This window comes from Rahnella sp. 2050 (genome assembly GCF_040544515.1).
In the GTDB taxonomy this organism is placed as follows: Bacteria; Pseudomonadota; Gammaproteobacteria; order Enterobacterales; family Enterobacteriaceae; genus Rahnella; species Rahnella aceris.
Genome location: NZ_JBEPKE010000002.1, coordinates 454805 through 470790 on the forward strand (window position 1 = coordinate 454805; position 15986 = coordinate 470790).

Consider the following 15986-nt stretch of genomic DNA (forward strand, 5'->3'; position numbering starts at 1 on the left):
TTAGTGTGTAAATTTAATTGCCGGAGTATTAACACAGGATTTGTACACTATGTCGACGCTTTCACTGGAACAGGTTACAAAGCAATTTGGCGCGTTTTACGCCGCCCGCGAGATCTCCTTCACCGCCGAGGAAGGTGAATTTGTCACCCTGCTTGGCCCGAGCGGCTGTGGCAAAACCACGCTGCTCAAAATGATCGGCGGGTTTCATCAGCCAGACAGCGGACGCATTCTGATTAACGGGCAATCCGTTAATAATTTGCCGCCGGAAAAGCGCAACACCGCAATGTGTTTTCAGTCGTACGCGCTGTTTCCGCACCTGAATGTGGCGCATAACATCTGTTTTGGTTTGAAGCAAAAACGCTTACCTCTTGCCGAGCAGCAACTGCGGCTGGCGGAGGCGTTGAAGCAGGTTGGCTTGCAGGATCAGCACCTGAAAATGCCGGTGCAACTTTCTGGCGGGCAGCAGCAACGCGTGGCACTGGCCAGAGCGATGGTCACGCGTCCGGATGTGGTGTTGTTTGACGAGCCGCTGTCCAATCTGGATGCGAAACTGCGTGAAAGTGTGCGTTTTGAAATCAAAGAGTTACAGCGGCAATATCAACTCACGTCCATTTATGTCACCCATGATCAGGCCGAAGCGTTGACCATGTCCGATAAGATCGTGGTGCTCAATGCGGGCAACGTGGAGCAAATTGGGCCGCCAGAAGAGATTTATTACCGTCCTGCTAACCGTTTCGTCGCTGATTTTATTGGTGCGGCCAATATCGATATCGCCCACATCACTCCTGCGGAACAGCCTGGTTTTTATCGGGTTCGCTGCCAGTTAGGTGAGTTTTACGTACGTTCTCCGCGTCCTCCGCTCGCTGAGCATTGCTATATCTGCTGGCGGCCTGAAGATGCGCGCTTTGTGCCGCAACCACAAACCGGCGATAACCATTTCTTCCTCACGCTGCGCAAAATGGCGTTTATGGGCAACCTGACCGAAGCATGGGGCGATAACGATGACGGTAAATTGTCGGTACGTCTGCAACTGGTCAAAAAACCGCAGGCCGAAAGCGGGGCGCGGGTTTGCTTCCGTTTACCCGAGGATGCGATTCACTTCCTCGAGCCAGTAGTGGAGGGGCACGATGAAATGGCGTAATGAGCTGACCGCCTGGCTGCTGATGATCAGTGGACTAGGCACCATTGTGTTGCTGATGGGATCGACCTTTTACGTGGTGCTGGTACAAAGCATCGGCTATTTCAATCTTTCCGGCGACAGCCAGTTTTCGCTCGAATACTGGCAAAACGTATTACAAGATCCGGTGCTGCACAGCGCGCTGATCTATTCGGTTAAAGTCTCAATATTGGGGGCTTTCGGTGCGGTGCTGCTCTCTTACCCGCTGGCGTTGTGGCTCCGTCAGCCGCTGGTGGCGAAAGAAGGTATCGTTGCTGTTTTGCGTGCGCCGATGTTTATTCCCGGCCTCGTGGCGGCATTTCTGTTCATCAATATTATTGCTTATCACGGCGTGATCAATGAGCTATTGCTGGCGCTGGGCGTTATTGATCAACCGCTGCGTATGCAGAACGATGACTTTGGCTGGGGCGTCGTTATCTTACAAATCTGGAAGAATCTGCCGTTCGCGCTGATTCTGGTCGGTGGCTCAGTTAACGCAATCCGTACCGATGTACTGGACGCGGCGAGTAACCTGGGTGCCAGCCGCTGGCGCTGTTTTCGGGACGTTATCTTTCCCCTGACGTTACCCGCAGTGCAAGTGTCCCTGATCCTTATTTTTATCGGTGCGCTGGGCGACTTTGCCTTCTTCTCCGTCGCTGGTCCGCGCAATACCTACTCGCTGGCTCGCCTGATGCAGGCCACGGCCATGGAATACGGCGAATGGAATAACTCTGCGGTTATTGCCGTGATTATCATGCTGACGGCAGCATTGGGTACCTTGCTTATCGCCATCCTCCTGACACCGCTCGCCACCCGCAAAGGAGAGGTCAAATGAACCGCACGGCGAATGGACGCCTGATCGTCACGATTTCACTGTTGTTCTTTATTCTGGTCAATCTGGTCTGGCTTGGACTGCCATTTTCAATGGCTATCTTATGGTCGCTGGTTGACCCGCAACACCCGTGGAGCTACCCGGACTTATTCCCGCAAGTGTTGTCGATTAACCGCTGGATACAGGTGTGGCAGCAAACTTCGCTGTCAGAAGCCCTCTTTAACAGCTACACCATTGCGCCCGCCGTGGCGATGCTGAGTTTACTGCTGTCGTTACCCACCGCTTATGCGTTTGGGCGCATGACTTTTCGGGGCAAAGCCGTTGCGGAAATGCTCACGCTGATCCCACTGGTCATGCCAGGTATGATCATCGGGATTTTCTTCAGCGCCATGCTGATGAATCTGAATATCAGCAACCCGTTTATCAGCATCGTGTTAGGGCACACTGTGCTGACACTGCCTTACTCGATCCGCATTATGTCCGCAGGGTTTAAAGCGGTGCCGCAGGATTTAATTGATGCCAGTCGCGATCTCGGTGCCAGCCATTGGGGAACGTTCTGCAATGCTTTTTTACCGATGCTCAAGCCCAGTTTCCTGGCCGCGTTGATTTTTTGTCTGGTGCGCAGTTTAGAAGAGTTCAGCATTTCATACGTTCTTGGCGCGCCAGATTTTATTACCGTGCCGACCATTCTTTATTCTTTTCTCGGCTATTCCTTTGTGCGCCCGGATGCGGCGGTAGTCTCAATGATCCTGGTGATCCCGAATGTAGTCCTGATGGTCATTATTGAGAAGCTGTTGAAAGGGAATTATCTGTCACAGTCAACCGGCAAGGCGTGATCCTTGATAAGGGAGTCATTCAACATGAAAACAGGCACGGTTTTATTTCTCAGTGGCATGTTATTGAGCGGGGCAGCGACCGCCACGCCACTGGCACAACAAGATTGGGATCTTGTCGTCGCACAGGCCAAAAAAGAAGGCTCAGTCACCTTCAACGTCTGGTATTTACAACCGCAATGGCGCAGTTTCGTTGCTGATTTTGAGAAACAGTACGGAATTAAAGTGCGTATTCCGGAAGGGTCGATTGATGGCAACATGAATAAACTGCTGGCGGAAGCTCGCCGCGAGAAAGGCAAAATGGACGTGGTGGCCTTGTCGGTGGCGCAATTACCGATCATCCGTAAAGCAAATGCCCTGGCGCAGGTAGACTGGCTGCCGGGTTACGGGGATGCGGTGCATCAGTTGCAAAGCGTGAATACCGAAGGATATGCGGTTGCCTTTTGGGGCAACCAAACCGGTATGGCCTACGATCCGCAACAGATGGGCAATCAACCTTTGCCGCAATCACTCGATGATTTACAACACTTTATCGATGCGAATCCGAAGAAGTTTGGTTACAACGATCCGAATAACGGCGGGGCAGGCGAAGCCTTTATTCAGCGCGTGGTCACCCTCTCCTCAGGCACATTTGATGCCGATGCCACGCAAGTCGATCCTGACATTATTAAAAACTGGAAAAAGGGTTGGGAATGGTTCGTCGGTAATAAAGAAAAAATCACCCAGACCGCATCGGGTGCGGATAGCCTGACCCGTCTGAATGATGGCGAATTATTGCTGGTACCCGCCTGGGAAGATCATCTGGCAGGTTTGCAAAAATCCGGGGCGATTACCGGGCGCCTGAAATTTTATATTCCGGCTTTTGGTATGCCGGGAGGGGGCAATATTGCGGCTATTGCCGCAAACAGCACACATCCGGCGGCGTCGGCGGTGTTCCTGAACTGGTTAACGCAAGCTGAAACCCAGCGTGCGTTGAATGTCGCTTTCGGCGCGGTGCCGATGAACAAACAAGTGAAAACAGACGTGGTGCAGCCAGACATTGCCACGCAGTTTTACGGCAAGGAATACAGCATGCAGCTCAGAAAAGAGTTTGTGCGCCAGGTTTCTATGCAATAAGTCGTCCATGTCTGAAACCGGAAATATTTCTCATTTCCGGTTTTTTTGCCTTTTTTCACCCGTGGCATACACTGTGCCTGTTCTCATTTATCTCATTACATCCTCATTCATTTATTTTCTTCAGCTCAATGTTATCGATAAAATAATGTGAGGGGATGTGATTACCTCAAATATACCTGCTTGTTTAAAGTGAATGTATATCGCCAGCTTTGATAAATGAATCTGGTGGGATTTATTTAATTTTAATCTCAGGTATTATTCCATGAATAAGCGTAATCCTTTTATTTTACTTCTTGGTACGGTTTTGTGTTTCAGTCAGACCGTCGTACAGGCAGCCGATGGCACCATTAATTTCATCGGACAAATTGTTGCCACGACGTGTGATGTGAATGGCGGAAATAACGCATCCATTAATGTGGATTTAGGCACTGTCGCCGCGACCTCATTTACGGCAGCCGGTGATACCTCTTCGCCGACCGCGTTCACGATTTCACTCACCAACTGCCCGACAACCTTCACCGCTGCGGCCGTCAAATTTGATGGTACCGCCGATGCAGTGGATAATCAGCTGCTGGAAGTTAGCGGTGGCGCAACCGGTATAGGCATTGAAATTGCGGATAGTCAGGGGACACCAATTCCTCTTTACACGGCCTCACGTTTTTATCCCATTGATGCGACCGCCGAAGGGGTGGATATGAACTTTATCGCCCGCTACAAAAGTACCGGGGCAACCGTAGGCGAAGGCGCAGCAAATGGGACCTCTCAGTTCACCATTAATTATCAATAATAATAATCAACAAATAATCTCTTTAAACTGGCAGGGATGCCAGAGCTTCAGACGCGGATGTCTTTTTTTATTGACGGAAATATGAGAGGAATATATGCGGCGTCTTTTTATTATTTTATCAGGGATGTTATTTGTTCTCTTTTCTGTGCCTCCGGTTTATGCGGGTGTGATTACAGAAGCCACGCGGGTGATATATCCGGGTAATAAAAAAGAAACCTCGCTGACCGTCAGTAATCAGGGTGCACAGTCAGAGCCCTTTCTGATCCAGTCATGGGTGGATAATAACGGACCTGACGGGACACAAAAATCCTCCGTTCCTGCGCCTTTTATCGTGACTCCCCCTTTATTTCGGCTGAATGCCGGTCAAGATAACAGTCTGCGAATTATCCGTACAGGCGGCGTGCTGCCTGAAGATCGCGAATCCCTGTTCTGGCTGAATATCAAATCCATCCCCCGTTTGCCTGAAAATGCCCCCGCCGGTTTATTGCAAATCGTGGTGAAGACGCGCCTGAAGCTTTTTTACCGGCCCGCAGCGTTGCTCGCCCCCGCCGCGCAAAGCGCCTGGCGGCAGTTGCAGTTCTCCCGTCAGGACTCAACGCTGCGGGTGACCAATCCGACACCTTATTACTTCACATTTTTCAGGTTAAACCTTGGCAGCAACCGTGTGGCGACAGGTAACACCATGGTTCCGCCCTTTGGGGAAGCCCGTTATCCCTGGCCTCAGGGAGCGGTCACTGGCGAGGTCAGCTGGCAGGTCGTCAATGATTATGGCGGTACCAGTTCAGTGGAAAAAAACCGGATGCGCTGAGGCATGTTATGAATAAAAATCATGTCGTTACGCATCTTTCATCTTCCCTTTTGCGGTCATGGCTTCTGGCGGGAATCGCTTTGGGAACATCTGAAACACGCGCGGATGACCGTTTTAACGTTCAGGCACTGGAAATAGAACATCCGGGCGCGCCGGTGGATATATCGCAATTTTCCCGGGCTGGCGGGCAGACGCCGGGTGTTTACCGCGTGGATGTGCTGGTGAACAATGTGCCGAAAGGGCGGCAGGATGTGACGTTTATCGCCTTGAGGGATCTGACACTCTCCCCGCTTTTTACTCCGGCACAATGGCAAAATCTGGGACTCAGAACCCGCAGCATTCCGGCATTACGCGACTGGCCTGTACAAAAGCCGGTTGAGGATTTCACGCCGCTGATGCCCGGTGTTGTGAGCCAGTTTGACTTTTCCCGCCAGAAACTCCTGATCACCATCCCTCAGGGATTGCTCGACACGCTGGCAAGGGGCGCGGTCAGCCCGGAGTTATGGGATGAGGGAACGCCGGCCTTACTGCTTAATTACAACCTCAGCGGTGCCCGTACCTGGCAAAATTCAGGCGGCAGTGATCAGAGCCAGTTTCTGAGCCTGAGAAGTGGTGCCAACTGGGGCGGCTGGCGGCTGCGCAACTACAGCACCTGGCGTTACAGCCGCAACATTGACGGGCAATCGCAGCAGGACTGGGATTCGGCGTACAGCTTTCTCCAGCGCGATGTGCCGGTGCTCAAAGGGCAATTTATCGCGGGAGAAAGCACGACACCTGCGGATATTTTTGACAGTTTTACCTTTCGCGGCGTGCAGTTGTCTTCCGATGACAATATGTTGCCTGACAGCTTACGCAGCTTCGCCCCCGTGATCCGCGGTATTGCCCGAAGCAACGCGCAGGTGACGATTAAGCAAAACGGCATGGTGATCTACCAGACCTATGTGCCGCCCGGCGCTTTCAGCATCGACGACTTATACCCGACTTCCGCTTCCGGGGATCTGGAGATAACGGTCAGGGAAAGTAATGGCGAAGAGCGACATTTTACCCAGGCATTTTCTGCTATCCCGATCATGCAGCGCGAAGGCCGGTTGAAATATGCCCTGACACTGGGGAAATACCGCACCTATCAGTCCGGGGGTGATGAACCTGAATTTCTTCAGGGATCACTGATTTATGGTCTGGGTTATGGCGTGACGCTGTTTGGCGGCAGTCAGCTGGCGCAGAACTATAAAGCGGCGAATGCCGGTATCGGCAGTATGGTCGGGGATTGGGGATCCTTGTCATTTGATACCACGCTGGCCAACAGCGAACTGACAGACAATCACACAGAACGCGGTCAGGCATACCGGCTGCAATATGCCAAAAGTGTGACTGCAACAGGCTCAACGCTGTCGCTGGCAGGGATCCGCTTTGCCGGGGATTTTTATCATTTCAGTGATGCCAGTAACTGGCGTGAGGACGAAAGCAACGGAAATTACTATGGTCAGCCACGGGAACAGTATCGCCTTAACCTGACCCAGATGATCAACAACGGGCAGTGGGGATCGCTTTCGCTTTCGTGGTATCAGCAAAACTACCGACAGTCGCAAATTAATCAGCGCAGTCTGGGGATCAGTTACAACGTCAATATTGCCAGTATCGATTACGCCTTATCGGTATCGGATAACCGTACTTACGGCACTGAGAGCGATAAACAGATCGCCTTTAATGTCAGTATCCCCCTGGGTCGCTGGCTGTCAAACGCCTGGGCCACGGCTAACGTGAACAGCGCCAGTCACGGGCGGACGCTTTATCAGACCGGTATCAACGGCATGCTGCTTGAGGATAACAACCTCTCTTATGCCGTCAGTGAAGGTTATGGCACTCACGGGCAGGGAAACAGCGGTAGCGCCAGCCTGAATTATCTGGGCAGCGCCGCGCAGCTCAGCGGGGGCTACAACTACAATCAGGACACTCATCAGGTCAATTACGGATGGCAGGGCGCCATTGTGGGCCATCCCTTCGGTGTCACTTTCGCGCAGCCTCTTGCCAGCGATCTCTCTGCCATTGCCATTGTCCGCGCCCCGGGGGCGGCGGGCGTGAAATTGCAAAATAATACCGGCGTGTATACCGACTGGCGCGGCTACGCGGTGGTGAATTATCTCAGCCCGTACAAGCGAACCCGTGTGGCGCTGGATACCACATCACTGGACGAAAACGTCGATATTGACGACAACATCCTTTCCGTTGTTCCCACTGCCGGTGCCGTGGTTATGGCGTCCTTTACCACGCGGGCCGGTAGCAGATTATTGCTCAACCTTACCTATAACGGGCAGCCTGTGCCCTTCGGCGCAGAGGCGTTTGTGGTGGGCGACGAACGAAACCGCGCCATCGTCGGCGACCAGGGGCAGGTGTATCTCAGTGGCTTGTCGGATCAGGGCGCAGTCAGAGTGACATGGCAAGGGGGACAGTGCGAAGCACCGTTTACATTATCTGGTGCGCAAAAAGCGGCGGTCTCTCAGGCCAGCAGCGTATGTCGATGAGGTATTTATGAAAATGATGATACTGCTGGTTTGTCTGACCCTATTTTCTGGCAAATTATGGGCAGCCTGTTCTACCGCACCGGTAATGCCGCAGTCCTGGGATTTAAGTTCGGTTGCGGTAACATCCTCTTTGCCTGTTGGGGCGGATATTCCCGGAAGTCAGCATACTTTCAGCATCAGCGGTACTTGCGGTACAAACGGCAGCAACGAACTCTCCGGCGACCCGATCATCGCCTGTTACTACGGAAACGGTACAGAAATCGCGGGTTTCCCCGGCGTTTACTCTACCGGTGTCGAGGGCATCGGTATTGCCCTGACTAACTCCAGCGGACAACGTGTGGTTGGCGGTGGTGTAGGCTGCGATACGCGCAACACATCGCTGGGTAACCTGGACAGCAGTCTCAGCTATCAGATAGCTGTCACGTTATCGTTAGTCAAAACCGCCAATGACATTTCGGATACGGCACTGGCGCAAAGCCAGACCCGTTTCGGGCTGGGGGTGTATGGCAAATCCGGCCTCGGGGGCGGGGGAGCCAACACGCTCTCCTACACAGGCAATATCAATATCAGAACGGAAAGCTGCGATGTGCTGAATAACACCATTAATGTTTCTCTGGGCACGGTCTGGCCGGGGCTTTTTTCCAGTGCCTCCGCTGGCGGCGTCACGCCCGATGTCCCATTTAGCATCGAACTCAATTGTGATGCCGGGGCGAATGTGAATATCCGTATCGATGGCACTGCTGACGATTCGCTGGTCGCCGGTGTGATCAAAATCAGCAATGGTGCGGAAGGGCAGGCATCCGGAGTGGGAATTCAGATCCTGAAAGGCGATACCTCGCCTGTGAGCCTCGGACAACAATGGGCAATCACCCCTTCGGCCAGCGAAGGAAGCCTGAGTATTCCCTTTTTTGCCCGCTACTATCTCAACGGGCAAACACTCAGCAGCGGGAGTGCGAATGGCACGGCCACGTTTACGATGATTTATTATTGAGAAAGGTCGCCTTTGCAGACGACATGAAGTGAAGTTTGTTCTGATAAAACAGCCAGATATGTACGATAACCTCCCGGCGTGTCCGCACTGAGTGTCGGTTTCCGGCTATTTATCATCAAAATCATACTGCGGGCTGCTTTGGAATGAGGGGTAGGATCTGAGGTTTTTATTTTTTAAGCGTGCTTCTAACTCAGTCCTGGTTTTTAAGGGAAAGCTCTCATATTCTCTTTCTAACCGTATATTTCCGGCAGGTAAAAGAGCAAAAAGATCATTATGAAGTGTTTTAACTTGTTGGCTGTAGACGCTAACTTCTGTTAGTGCATCGTAGTAGTCAAATGCCCTGATCATAAACTGATGATGTTCATTCCCGGCACATTGATCGATTTGAGCGGTGCCAAGGTATAAAACGGCGATGCTTACCGTTCTTTTGTCATAATCTGCTATATCGGCTGAAGTAATAAAAGGCCGGGATTTCATTTCTGCCATACATTCCTCCAGTTTAGTGTTGAGATTATTGTAGGCTAAAAGATACTTATCACGGCTATATTCGATGTCTTCATTGATATGCGCAAAGCAAGAGAATGTCATCGTGAGCATAAGCATCAGAAGGTTTTTTTTCATTTTTAACGATCCCTGTTATTTAAACGTTTTTTCCATGCATTTCCAGAAGGCATGTTCTGTACCATGCGTTGTCGAAAATATCAGTTGTCTGTTTATTGAAAGGTAAATTTGGTTTTTCGCATATTGGTCAAATGCTTCTGCTGAATGAAAGAAACTGACAAAGTCTGTTTGGTTTATATAATAACTGCTTGCTAATGCTCCGTTTTTAACAAAAATAGAATACATAACGCCCGATGTGAGCAAGTATCTTCCTAAATTGTACAGTTCAAATTGTTTCCTTATAACTTGAATAGTTTTCCGGCTTTCATTTCCAAATGCCACATTACCATTGCATCCCATCATTTCAACACTCCTTAACTTTCATATTAAATATCAATAGTTAAACTGCCATCATAAATTTGGTGCATTAAATAAACCGGTAATTTTCTTCCTGAGTAATCAGTAATAAATCAATATTCAAAAACATATAGCGAAGTTGTTTTCCCGAGCAATAAGTATTTCCTGCCAATGTTGTGTTTTGCGATCCCAAGATGAGTCCGGGGGTTATAAGATTGCTTTTCACTCACTTTCTGTTCAGGAAGCACTGACCTGCCAGCACTTCGAAGATACAAACCGGCTGTCCTTTGGGGCGGTTTTTTTGTGTCTTTTTTCTGCATTTCCCACCGTTTATTCCCTTGTGTGATCAGGGTTGTTGTGATGATCTAGAAGGCGAATTGGGATGAACAGCCGATCCGTCTGTGCTCAACGATTCAGCAAAGATTTAATGTTGCTTTTATGTGAACGAATTAACAAGCGGGCAAAATCCTGCTATGCTGCCCGGGCGCTAAAGGGCACTGTGCTCAGGTTCAGGATGTGTCGTAAACCGACAAAGAAACAATCATACCCGCAGTGTCCCCGAGTCATCAGACCGTTTGAATTCCCCTGTCCCTACAGGCATGACGCGAGGCTGATGATGGAAGCCAGGCATAATAAATGACAATGAGAGCGAGGAGAAAGTCGTGCTAGAAGAATACCGTAAGCACGTAGCCGAGCGTGCTGCAGAGGGCATCGTCCCTAAGCCACTTGATGCTTCACAGATGGCAGCGTTGGTTGAGTCCCTGAAGAATCCGCCACAAGGCGAAGAAGACACTCTGTTAGACCTGCTGATTAACCGTGTTCCACCGGGCGTCGACGAAGCCGCCTATGTTAAAGCCGGATTCCTGGCTGCAGTCGCCAAAGGCGAAACTACCTCTCCGTTGGTCACTCCTGAAAAAGCCGTTGAACTGCTGGGCACCATGCAGGGCGGTTATAACATTCACCCGCTGATCGACGCACTGGATAACGAAACGCTGGCACCCATTGCCGCGAAAGCGCTGTCTCACACGCTGCTGATGTTTGATAACTTCTACGATGTGGAAGAAAAAGCACACGCGGGCAACGAACACGCGAAAAAAATCCTCCAGTCATGGGCGGATGCCGAATGGTATCTGTCACGTCCGCAACTGGCTGAGAAAATCACCGTCACGGTGTTTAAAGTGACTGGTGAAACCAATACCGATGATTTGTCACCAGCTCCGGATGCCTGGTCCCGTCCAGATATTCCTCTGCATGCGCTGGCAATGCTGAAAAATGAACGCGAAGGCATTCATCCGGATCAACCGGGCAGCGTCGGTCCGATCAAACAAATCGAAGAACTGAACAAAAAAGGTTTCCCGCTGGCTTACGTGGGTGACGTTGTCGGTACCGGTTCTTCGCGTAAATCGGCCACTAACTCCGTGCTGTGGTTCATGGGTGATGACATTCCTCATGTGCCAAACAAACGCGGCGGCGGTGTGGTGCTCGGCGGTAAAATCGCGCCAATCTTCTTCAACACCATGGAAGATGCCGGTGCCTTACCGATCGAAGTGGACGTGTCCAACCTGAATATGGGCGATGTTATCGACATCTATCCGTATAAAGGTGAAGTGCGGAATCACGAAACCGACGAAGTGCTCGCGACTTTCGAACTGAAAACCGATGTCCTGCTCGACGAAGTGCGCGCAGGCGGCCGTATTCCATTGATCATCGGCCGTGGTTTAACCACCAAAGCCCGTGAATCCCTGAAATTGCCGCAGAGCGAAGTGTTCCGCATTGCGAAACCTGTTGCTGCAAGCAACAAAGGTTTCTCGCTGGCGCAGAAAATGGTGGGGCGCGCCTGTGGCGTTGCCGGTGTTCGTCCGAACGAATATTGTGAACCCAAAATGACGTCCGTGGGTTCTCAGGACACCACCGGTCCGATGACCCGTGATGAACTGAAAGACCTCGCGTGTCTGGGCTTCTCTGCCGATCTGGTGATGCAGTCATTCTGTCATACCGCTGCTTATCCTAAGCCGGTTGACGTGACCACCCACCATACGCTGCCTGATTTCATCATGAACCGTGGCGGTGTTTCACTGCGCCCTGGCGATGGCATCATTCACTCCTGGCTGAACCGTATGCTGCTGCCTGACACTGTCGGCACCGGCGGTGACTCCCATACCCGTTTCCCGATCGGGATTTCGTTCCCGGCGGGTTCCGGTCTGGTGGCCTTTGCGGCAGCGACCGGCGTGATGCCTCTTGATATGCCGGAATCCGTTCTGGTGCGTTTCAAAGGCAAAATGCAACCGGGCATCACTTTGCGTGACCTGGTGCATGCGATCCCTTACTACGCGATCAAAGAAGGTCATCTGACCGTCGAGAAGAAGGGCAAGAAAAACCTCTTCTCTGGCCGTATTCTGGAAATCGAAGGCTTGCCGGAACTGAAAGTCGAACAGGCGTTTGAACTGGCGGATGCGTCCGCAGAACGTTCAGCGGCAGGTTGTACGATCAAACTGGATCAGGCGCCGATCAAAGAATACCTCAGCTCTAACATCGTTCTGCTGAAGTGGATGATCTCTGAAGGTTACGGCGATCGTCGTACCATCGAGCGTCGTATCAAAGGCATGGAAGAGTGGCTGGCGAATCCGACCCTGCTCGAAGCCGATGCGGATGCTGAATACGCGGCAGTGATCGAAATCGATCTGGCCGAGATCAAAGAGCCAATTCTTTGTGCGCCAAACGATCCGGATGATGCGCGTCTGCTGTCTTCCGTACAGAACAGCAAAATCGATGAAGTCTTTATCGGTTCGTGCATGACCAACATCGGTCACTTCCGTGCGGCGGGTAAACTGCTCGACAGCCATAAAGGCGCGTTGCCAACCCGCTTGTGGGTTGCGCCACCGACCAAAATGGATGCGGCTCAGCTGACGGAAGAGGGCTATTACAGCGTCTTTGGTAAGAGCGGTGCGCGTGTTGAGATTCCGGGCTGTTCACTGTGCATGGGCAACCAGGCGCGTGTGGCGGACGGCTCTACCGTCGTTTCCACCTCTACCCGTAACTTCCCGAACCGTTTGGGCAACGGCGCTAACGTCTATCTGGCTTCGGCGGAACTGGCGGCGATCGCCTCACTGCTGGGCCGTCTGCCAACGCCGGAAGAATATCTGGGTTATATGGCGGAAGTGGATAAGACCGCAGTGGATACTTACCGTTATCTGAACTTCGACAAGCTGAGTGAATATACCGATAAAGCTGACGGCGTGATCTTCCAAACCGCAGTCTAAGTCGCTATATTTGCGCCAGTGTGAAAGGGAGCTTCGGCTCCCTTTTTTATTGTGATTTTTTCAGAGGACTGCACCATGGATTACGATTTTTTGCGCGACATCACCGGTGAGGTCAAAGTGCGTTTTTCAATGGGCCATGAAGTGCTTGGTCACTGGCTGAATGAAGAAGTGAAGGGCGACCTGAGCGTGCTCGATAACGTCGAAGCGGCATTGAGCGATCTGAAGGGCAGCGAACGCCAGACGCAGATGGCCGGCCATGAATACACGCTGCTGTTAGCCGACGATGAAGTGATGATCCGTGCCAATCAGCTGGATTTCGACGGCGATGAGATTGAAGAAGGGATGAGTTATTACGACGAGGAGAGTCTGGCGTTTTGCGGCGTCGAGGACTTTTTGCAAGTCCTCGCCAAATACCGTTCTTTCGTGATGACTAACCGCTGAGTGACTTGCCCCGCGAGGCGGTCCAGCACAGCAGCGAACCGCCGACCACCATCAGCACGCCCGGCCAGAAACTGGCACCCGGCAACGTATGCAGCCACAATCCGGCAATCAGAATCGATGACAGCGGCGTGAAATATGACAGCGCGGCCACCAGTGTCGCATTGCCTTTTTTCATCGCAATATCCCAGCACTGATACGACACTGCGGTCACCGCGCCCATCGCCAGTAATTCGAGAATGGCAGGTAATGTCAGGCTGATACGGCTGGAGGAATACGTGAAGTAAAGCGCCCACAATACGCCGCCGGTTGCCAGCAGAAACAACGGCAGCACGCCTTTGCCTTTACACAATACGCGGACCAGATTGGAATACAGTGCCCACGACACGGCCGCGCCCAGCGCCAGACCGTAGGCCACCGGGTTGCCGCGCACATTGCGCATCATCTGGTGAATATCCAGCCCGTGACCGCCGCTGATTGCCCACAGCACTCCCGCAAATGCCAGCACAGCGCCCGGCCAGATCCACCAGCGAACGCGTAATTTCAGCAGCGGAACCGCAAACAGCAATGTCAGACTGGGCCAGAGATAATTCACCAGCCCGAGTTCCAGCGTTTGCTGGCGGGTATGCGCCAGACCGATCGCCAGTGAAAATGCCACCATATAAAAGATAAACAACAGACCGCAGATGATCAGATAAGCTGCAGATTCACCACGCAGCGACGGTTTGCCGCCGACCATCCAGACTAAAATTCCGCTGACAGTATAAATAGAGGCGGCCGCACCAAAAGGCCCCAGAGATTCGGACAAACTGCGGGTGAGCGCCACGCTCATGCTCCACAATAAAATGGCGAGAACGCCAGACAGTGTTGCAAAACGATCCATAAGAAAGGTAAGCCTCTGGAAAAGGAGACTTTTAAGATAAGCGATTGTTCCGGTTATTTACACCGGAACAATCCGCTTGAGAGGCGCTTATTGTCTGAAATCATCAGAAGTAGAAACCGGCTTCCAGACCCACGGTGGAAGTGGTGGTCGCGGGCTGATAATAGCCAACGGTGCGTCCGTTCAGATCACCCTGTTTCTCGTCCGACTTGCCGTATTTCTGATGCACATAACTGGCTTTCACAAAAACATCTTTGTTGATATTCCAGGTCAGGCTGGTAAATGGCGAAAGCCTGGATTTCGGCTCCAGCCAGACCCCTCCCTGATTGCTGTGCGTCCAGGTTTTAATCGGATACAGCGCACCGCCTTCCAGACTCAGACGTGAATCTGCGGTCATTTGCCAGTTCGCCCCCAGTGACGCTTTGGCGTAAGGCTGCAAAGACACTTCAACGGCGGTGTACTGCCGGGTGGTGTTTTGTGAGGCAATATACACATCGTCAGAGCGGATATTTCGCACCCACGCCTGGCCGCCGACAGCACCTTTCATATCGAAAGACACACTGTCGGATGCCCGGTAACGGTAGCCACGGGTCATGTCCGCGCTGTAGCCGGTGTAATAGGTTTTGCCCTTCAGCGAGCCGTTCGGCACGTTGGCCTGATCGTCCAGCGTACTGCCTTTATAACGGACGATCCCGAACATCACGCTCATGTCCCAGGCTTTTAATAAGCCGCTTTGGGTATCGAGATAGTTATTGGATCCGAAATTAACGCGCAGGCGCGGGCCATGTTCAGCAACATATTTACCGTCCATATTACTGACGGATTCGTCCCACTTGTAATATTCGGCACCATAACTCACATAGTGCCGCATCCCTTCGGTATTGCTGCTCAACAAACTTTCCCCGGCCCGGGAAACCCCGGAAACCAATAAAGAACTCGCGACCAGCAAGCTGGATACGGTCTTTAATTTAATCATTTTCATGTTTTATTTCTACTTACGGGTGGATGGATCTGGTTGCTTAGTAAGCAATAAGGGGATGCTAATGGCCGGAGGGGGATAATTAAAGTTATTTATCTGTTTTTAGCAAAAAAGCGATCTTTTGATCTGCCATAAGCTAAATTATTGGTTATATAACAATTTTGTTTGACTTAATATCTGTATATTATTTCTTTAATTTGGCTTAAATAACAGATCATTCATCGTTAAATTTAGCTTAAATAAAGATTTAATGACTGTTTTGATATTAATTTGTCTTAAGGAGTATAGCGGGTATTCATCCATGTAAATATATTTTACTTAAGTAATGCTTATTGAGTTTCAGGCGGGGGAATATTCAATATCAGAATTTGTCTATACAAAAGAAAGGCCGGACATTTCAAAAATGCCCGGCCTTTCCTTTATTCAG

14 protein-coding genes are annotated in these 15986 nt (G+C 51.3%); 10 read left to right on the forward strand and 4 right to left on the reverse strand.

Features of this window, described 5'->3' with window-relative positions; translation table 11 throughout:
• Window positions 1–49 precede the first annotated feature (49 nt).
• The 8 genes from ABIC79_RS09255 to ABIC79_RS09290 all read left to right on the forward strand — a co-directional run bounded on the left by ABIC79_RS09255 (window position 50) and on the right by ABIC79_RS09290 (window position 9045).
• Window positions 50–1141, forward strand: coding sequence for an ABC transporter ATP-binding protein (locus ABIC79_RS09255; RefSeq protein WP_013576980.1), 1092 nt, complete (start codon window positions 50–52; stop codon window positions 1139–1141).
• Complete coding sequence (locus ABIC79_RS09260; protein ID WP_013576979.1) at window positions 1128–1991, forward strand: ABC transporter permease; 864 nt, start codon at window positions 1128–1130, stop codon at window positions 1989–1991. Before ABIC79_RS09255 ends, ABIC79_RS09260 begins: the two co-directional genes overlap by 14 nt.
• Window positions 1988–2824 (forward strand): ABC transporter permease, encoded by an 837-nt coding sequence (locus ABIC79_RS09265; protein WP_013576978.1) that lies wholly within the window; start codon window positions 1988–1990, stop codon window positions 2822–2824. Before ABIC79_RS09260 ends, ABIC79_RS09265 begins: the two co-directional genes overlap by 4 nt.
• Before the next feature lie 57 nt (window positions 2825–2881).
• Window positions 2882–3937, forward strand: a complete 1056-nt coding sequence (locus ABIC79_RS09270) for an extracellular solute-binding protein (RefSeq protein ID WP_369794759.1) — start codon at window positions 2882–2884, stop codon at window positions 3935–3937.
• Window positions 3938–4199: 262 nt separating this feature from the next.
• Window positions 4200–4724, forward strand: a complete 525-nt coding sequence (locus tag ABIC79_RS09275) for a fimbrial protein (protein WP_354566878.1) — start codon at window positions 4200–4202, stop codon at window positions 4722–4724.
• Between the two features lie 166 nt (window positions 4725–4890).
• The gene (locus ABIC79_RS09280; RefSeq protein ID WP_321195013.1) at window positions 4891–5532 is read left to right on the forward strand and encodes a fimbrial biogenesis chaperone; all 642 of its coding nucleotides are present in this window, start codon (window positions 4891–4893) and stop codon (window positions 5530–5532) included.
• Between the two features lie 80 nt (window positions 5533–5612).
• Complete coding sequence (locus tag ABIC79_RS09285) at window positions 5613–8054, forward strand: fimbria/pilus outer membrane usher protein (protein ID WP_168444242.1); 2442 nt, start codon at window positions 5613–5615, stop codon at window positions 8052–8054.
• 7 nt (window positions 8055–8061) lie between these two features.
• Window positions 8062–9045, forward strand: a complete 984-nt coding sequence (locus ABIC79_RS09290; protein ID WP_228388992.1) for a fimbrial protein — start codon at window positions 8062–8064, stop codon at window positions 9043–9045.
• A 105-nt stretch (window positions 9046–9150) separates the two neighbouring features.
• Here the strand turns inward: ABIC79_RS09290 and ABIC79_RS09295 are convergent, their stop codons facing one another.
• The gene (locus tag ABIC79_RS09295) at window positions 9151–9666 is read right to left on the reverse strand and encodes a hypothetical protein (protein ID WP_013576974.1); all 516 of its coding nucleotides are present in this window, start codon (window positions 9664–9666) and stop codon (window positions 9151–9153) included.
• A 15-nt stretch (window positions 9667–9681) separates the two neighbouring features.
• Window positions 9682–10008: a hypothetical protein gene (locus ABIC79_RS09300; RefSeq protein ID WP_112150979.1), complete on the reverse strand. Its 327-nt coding sequence runs from the start codon at window positions 10006–10008 to the stop codon at window positions 9682–9684.
• Window positions 10009–10664: 656 nt separating this feature from the next.
• On the opposite strand from ABIC79_RS09300, the gene acnB reads away from it, so the two are divergent.
• Window positions 10665–13262 carry a bifunctional aconitate hydratase 2/2-methylisocitrate dehydratase gene (acnB, locus tag ABIC79_RS09305; RefSeq protein ID WP_013576973.1) on the forward strand — a complete coding sequence of 866 codons (2598 nt, stop codon included), beginning with the start codon at window positions 10665–10667 and terminating at the stop codon, window positions 13260–13262.
• Between the two features lie 75 nt (window positions 13263–13337).
• Entirely contained in the window at window positions 13338–13703 is a 366-nt protein-coding gene (gene yacL, locus ABIC79_RS09310) for a protein YacL (RefSeq protein WP_013576972.1), read from the forward strand.
• Here yacL and yddG read toward each other — a convergent pair.
• Together yddG and ABIC79_RS09320 are read right to left on the reverse strand one after the other, a co-directional pair.
• On the reverse strand, window positions 13693–14583 hold the full coding sequence (gene yddG / locus ABIC79_RS09315; RefSeq protein WP_013576971.1) for an aromatic amino acid DMT transporter YddG: 891 nt from the start codon (window positions 14581–14583) through the stop codon (window positions 13693–13695). The genes yacL and yddG overlap by 11 nt on opposite strands.
• Before the next feature lie 103 nt (window positions 14584–14686).
• Window positions 14687–15562, reverse strand: coding sequence for a hypothetical protein (locus tag ABIC79_RS09320; protein WP_015690452.1), 876 nt, complete (start codon window positions 15560–15562; stop codon window positions 14687–14689).
• Window positions 15563–15986: the final 424 nt, after the last annotated feature.

Bases quoted from the DNA above. Each gene is read 5' to 3' on its own strand.
- ABIC79_RS09270 (WP_369794759.1), top strand. From the start codon at position 2,882: ATGTTATTGAGCGGGGCAGCGACCGCCACGCCACTGGCACAACAAGAT.
- yacL (WP_013576972.1), top strand. From the start codon at position 13,338: ATGGATTACGATTTTTTGCGCGACATCACCGGTGAGGTCAAAGTGCGT.
- ABIC79_RS09320 (WP_015690452.1), bottom strand. From the start codon at position 15,562: ATGAAAATGATTAAATTAAAGACCGTATCCAGCTTGCTGGTCGCGAGT.
- ABIC79_RS09290 (WP_228388992.1), top strand. From the start codon at position 8,062: ATGAAAATGATGATACTGCTGGTTTGTCTGACCCTATTTTCTGGCAAA.
- ABIC79_RS09255 (WP_013576980.1), top strand. From the start codon at position 50: ATGTCGACGCTTTCACTGGAACAGGTTACAAAGCAATTTGGCGCGTTT.
- ABIC79_RS09300 (WP_112150979.1), bottom strand. From the start codon at position 10,008: ATGATGGGATGCAATGGTAATGTGGCATTTGGAAATGAAAGCCGGAAA.
- ABIC79_RS09265 (WP_013576978.1), top strand. From the start codon at position 1,988: ATGAACCGCACGGCGAATGGACGCCTGATCGTCACGATTTCACTGTTG.
- yddG (WP_013576971.1), bottom strand. From the start codon at position 14,583: ATGGATCGTTTTGCAACACTGTCTGGCGTTCTCGCCATTTTATTGTGG.
- ABIC79_RS09295 (WP_013576974.1), bottom strand. From the start codon at position 9,666: ATGAAAAAAAACCTTCTGATGCTTATGCTCACGATGACATTCTCTTGC.
- ABIC79_RS09275 (WP_354566878.1), top strand. From the start codon at position 4,200: ATGAATAAGCGTAATCCTTTTATTTTACTTCTTGGTACGGTTTTGTGT.
- ABIC79_RS09260 (WP_013576979.1), top strand. From the start codon at position 1,128: ATGAAATGGCGTAATGAGCTGACCGCCTGGCTGCTGATGATCAGTGGA.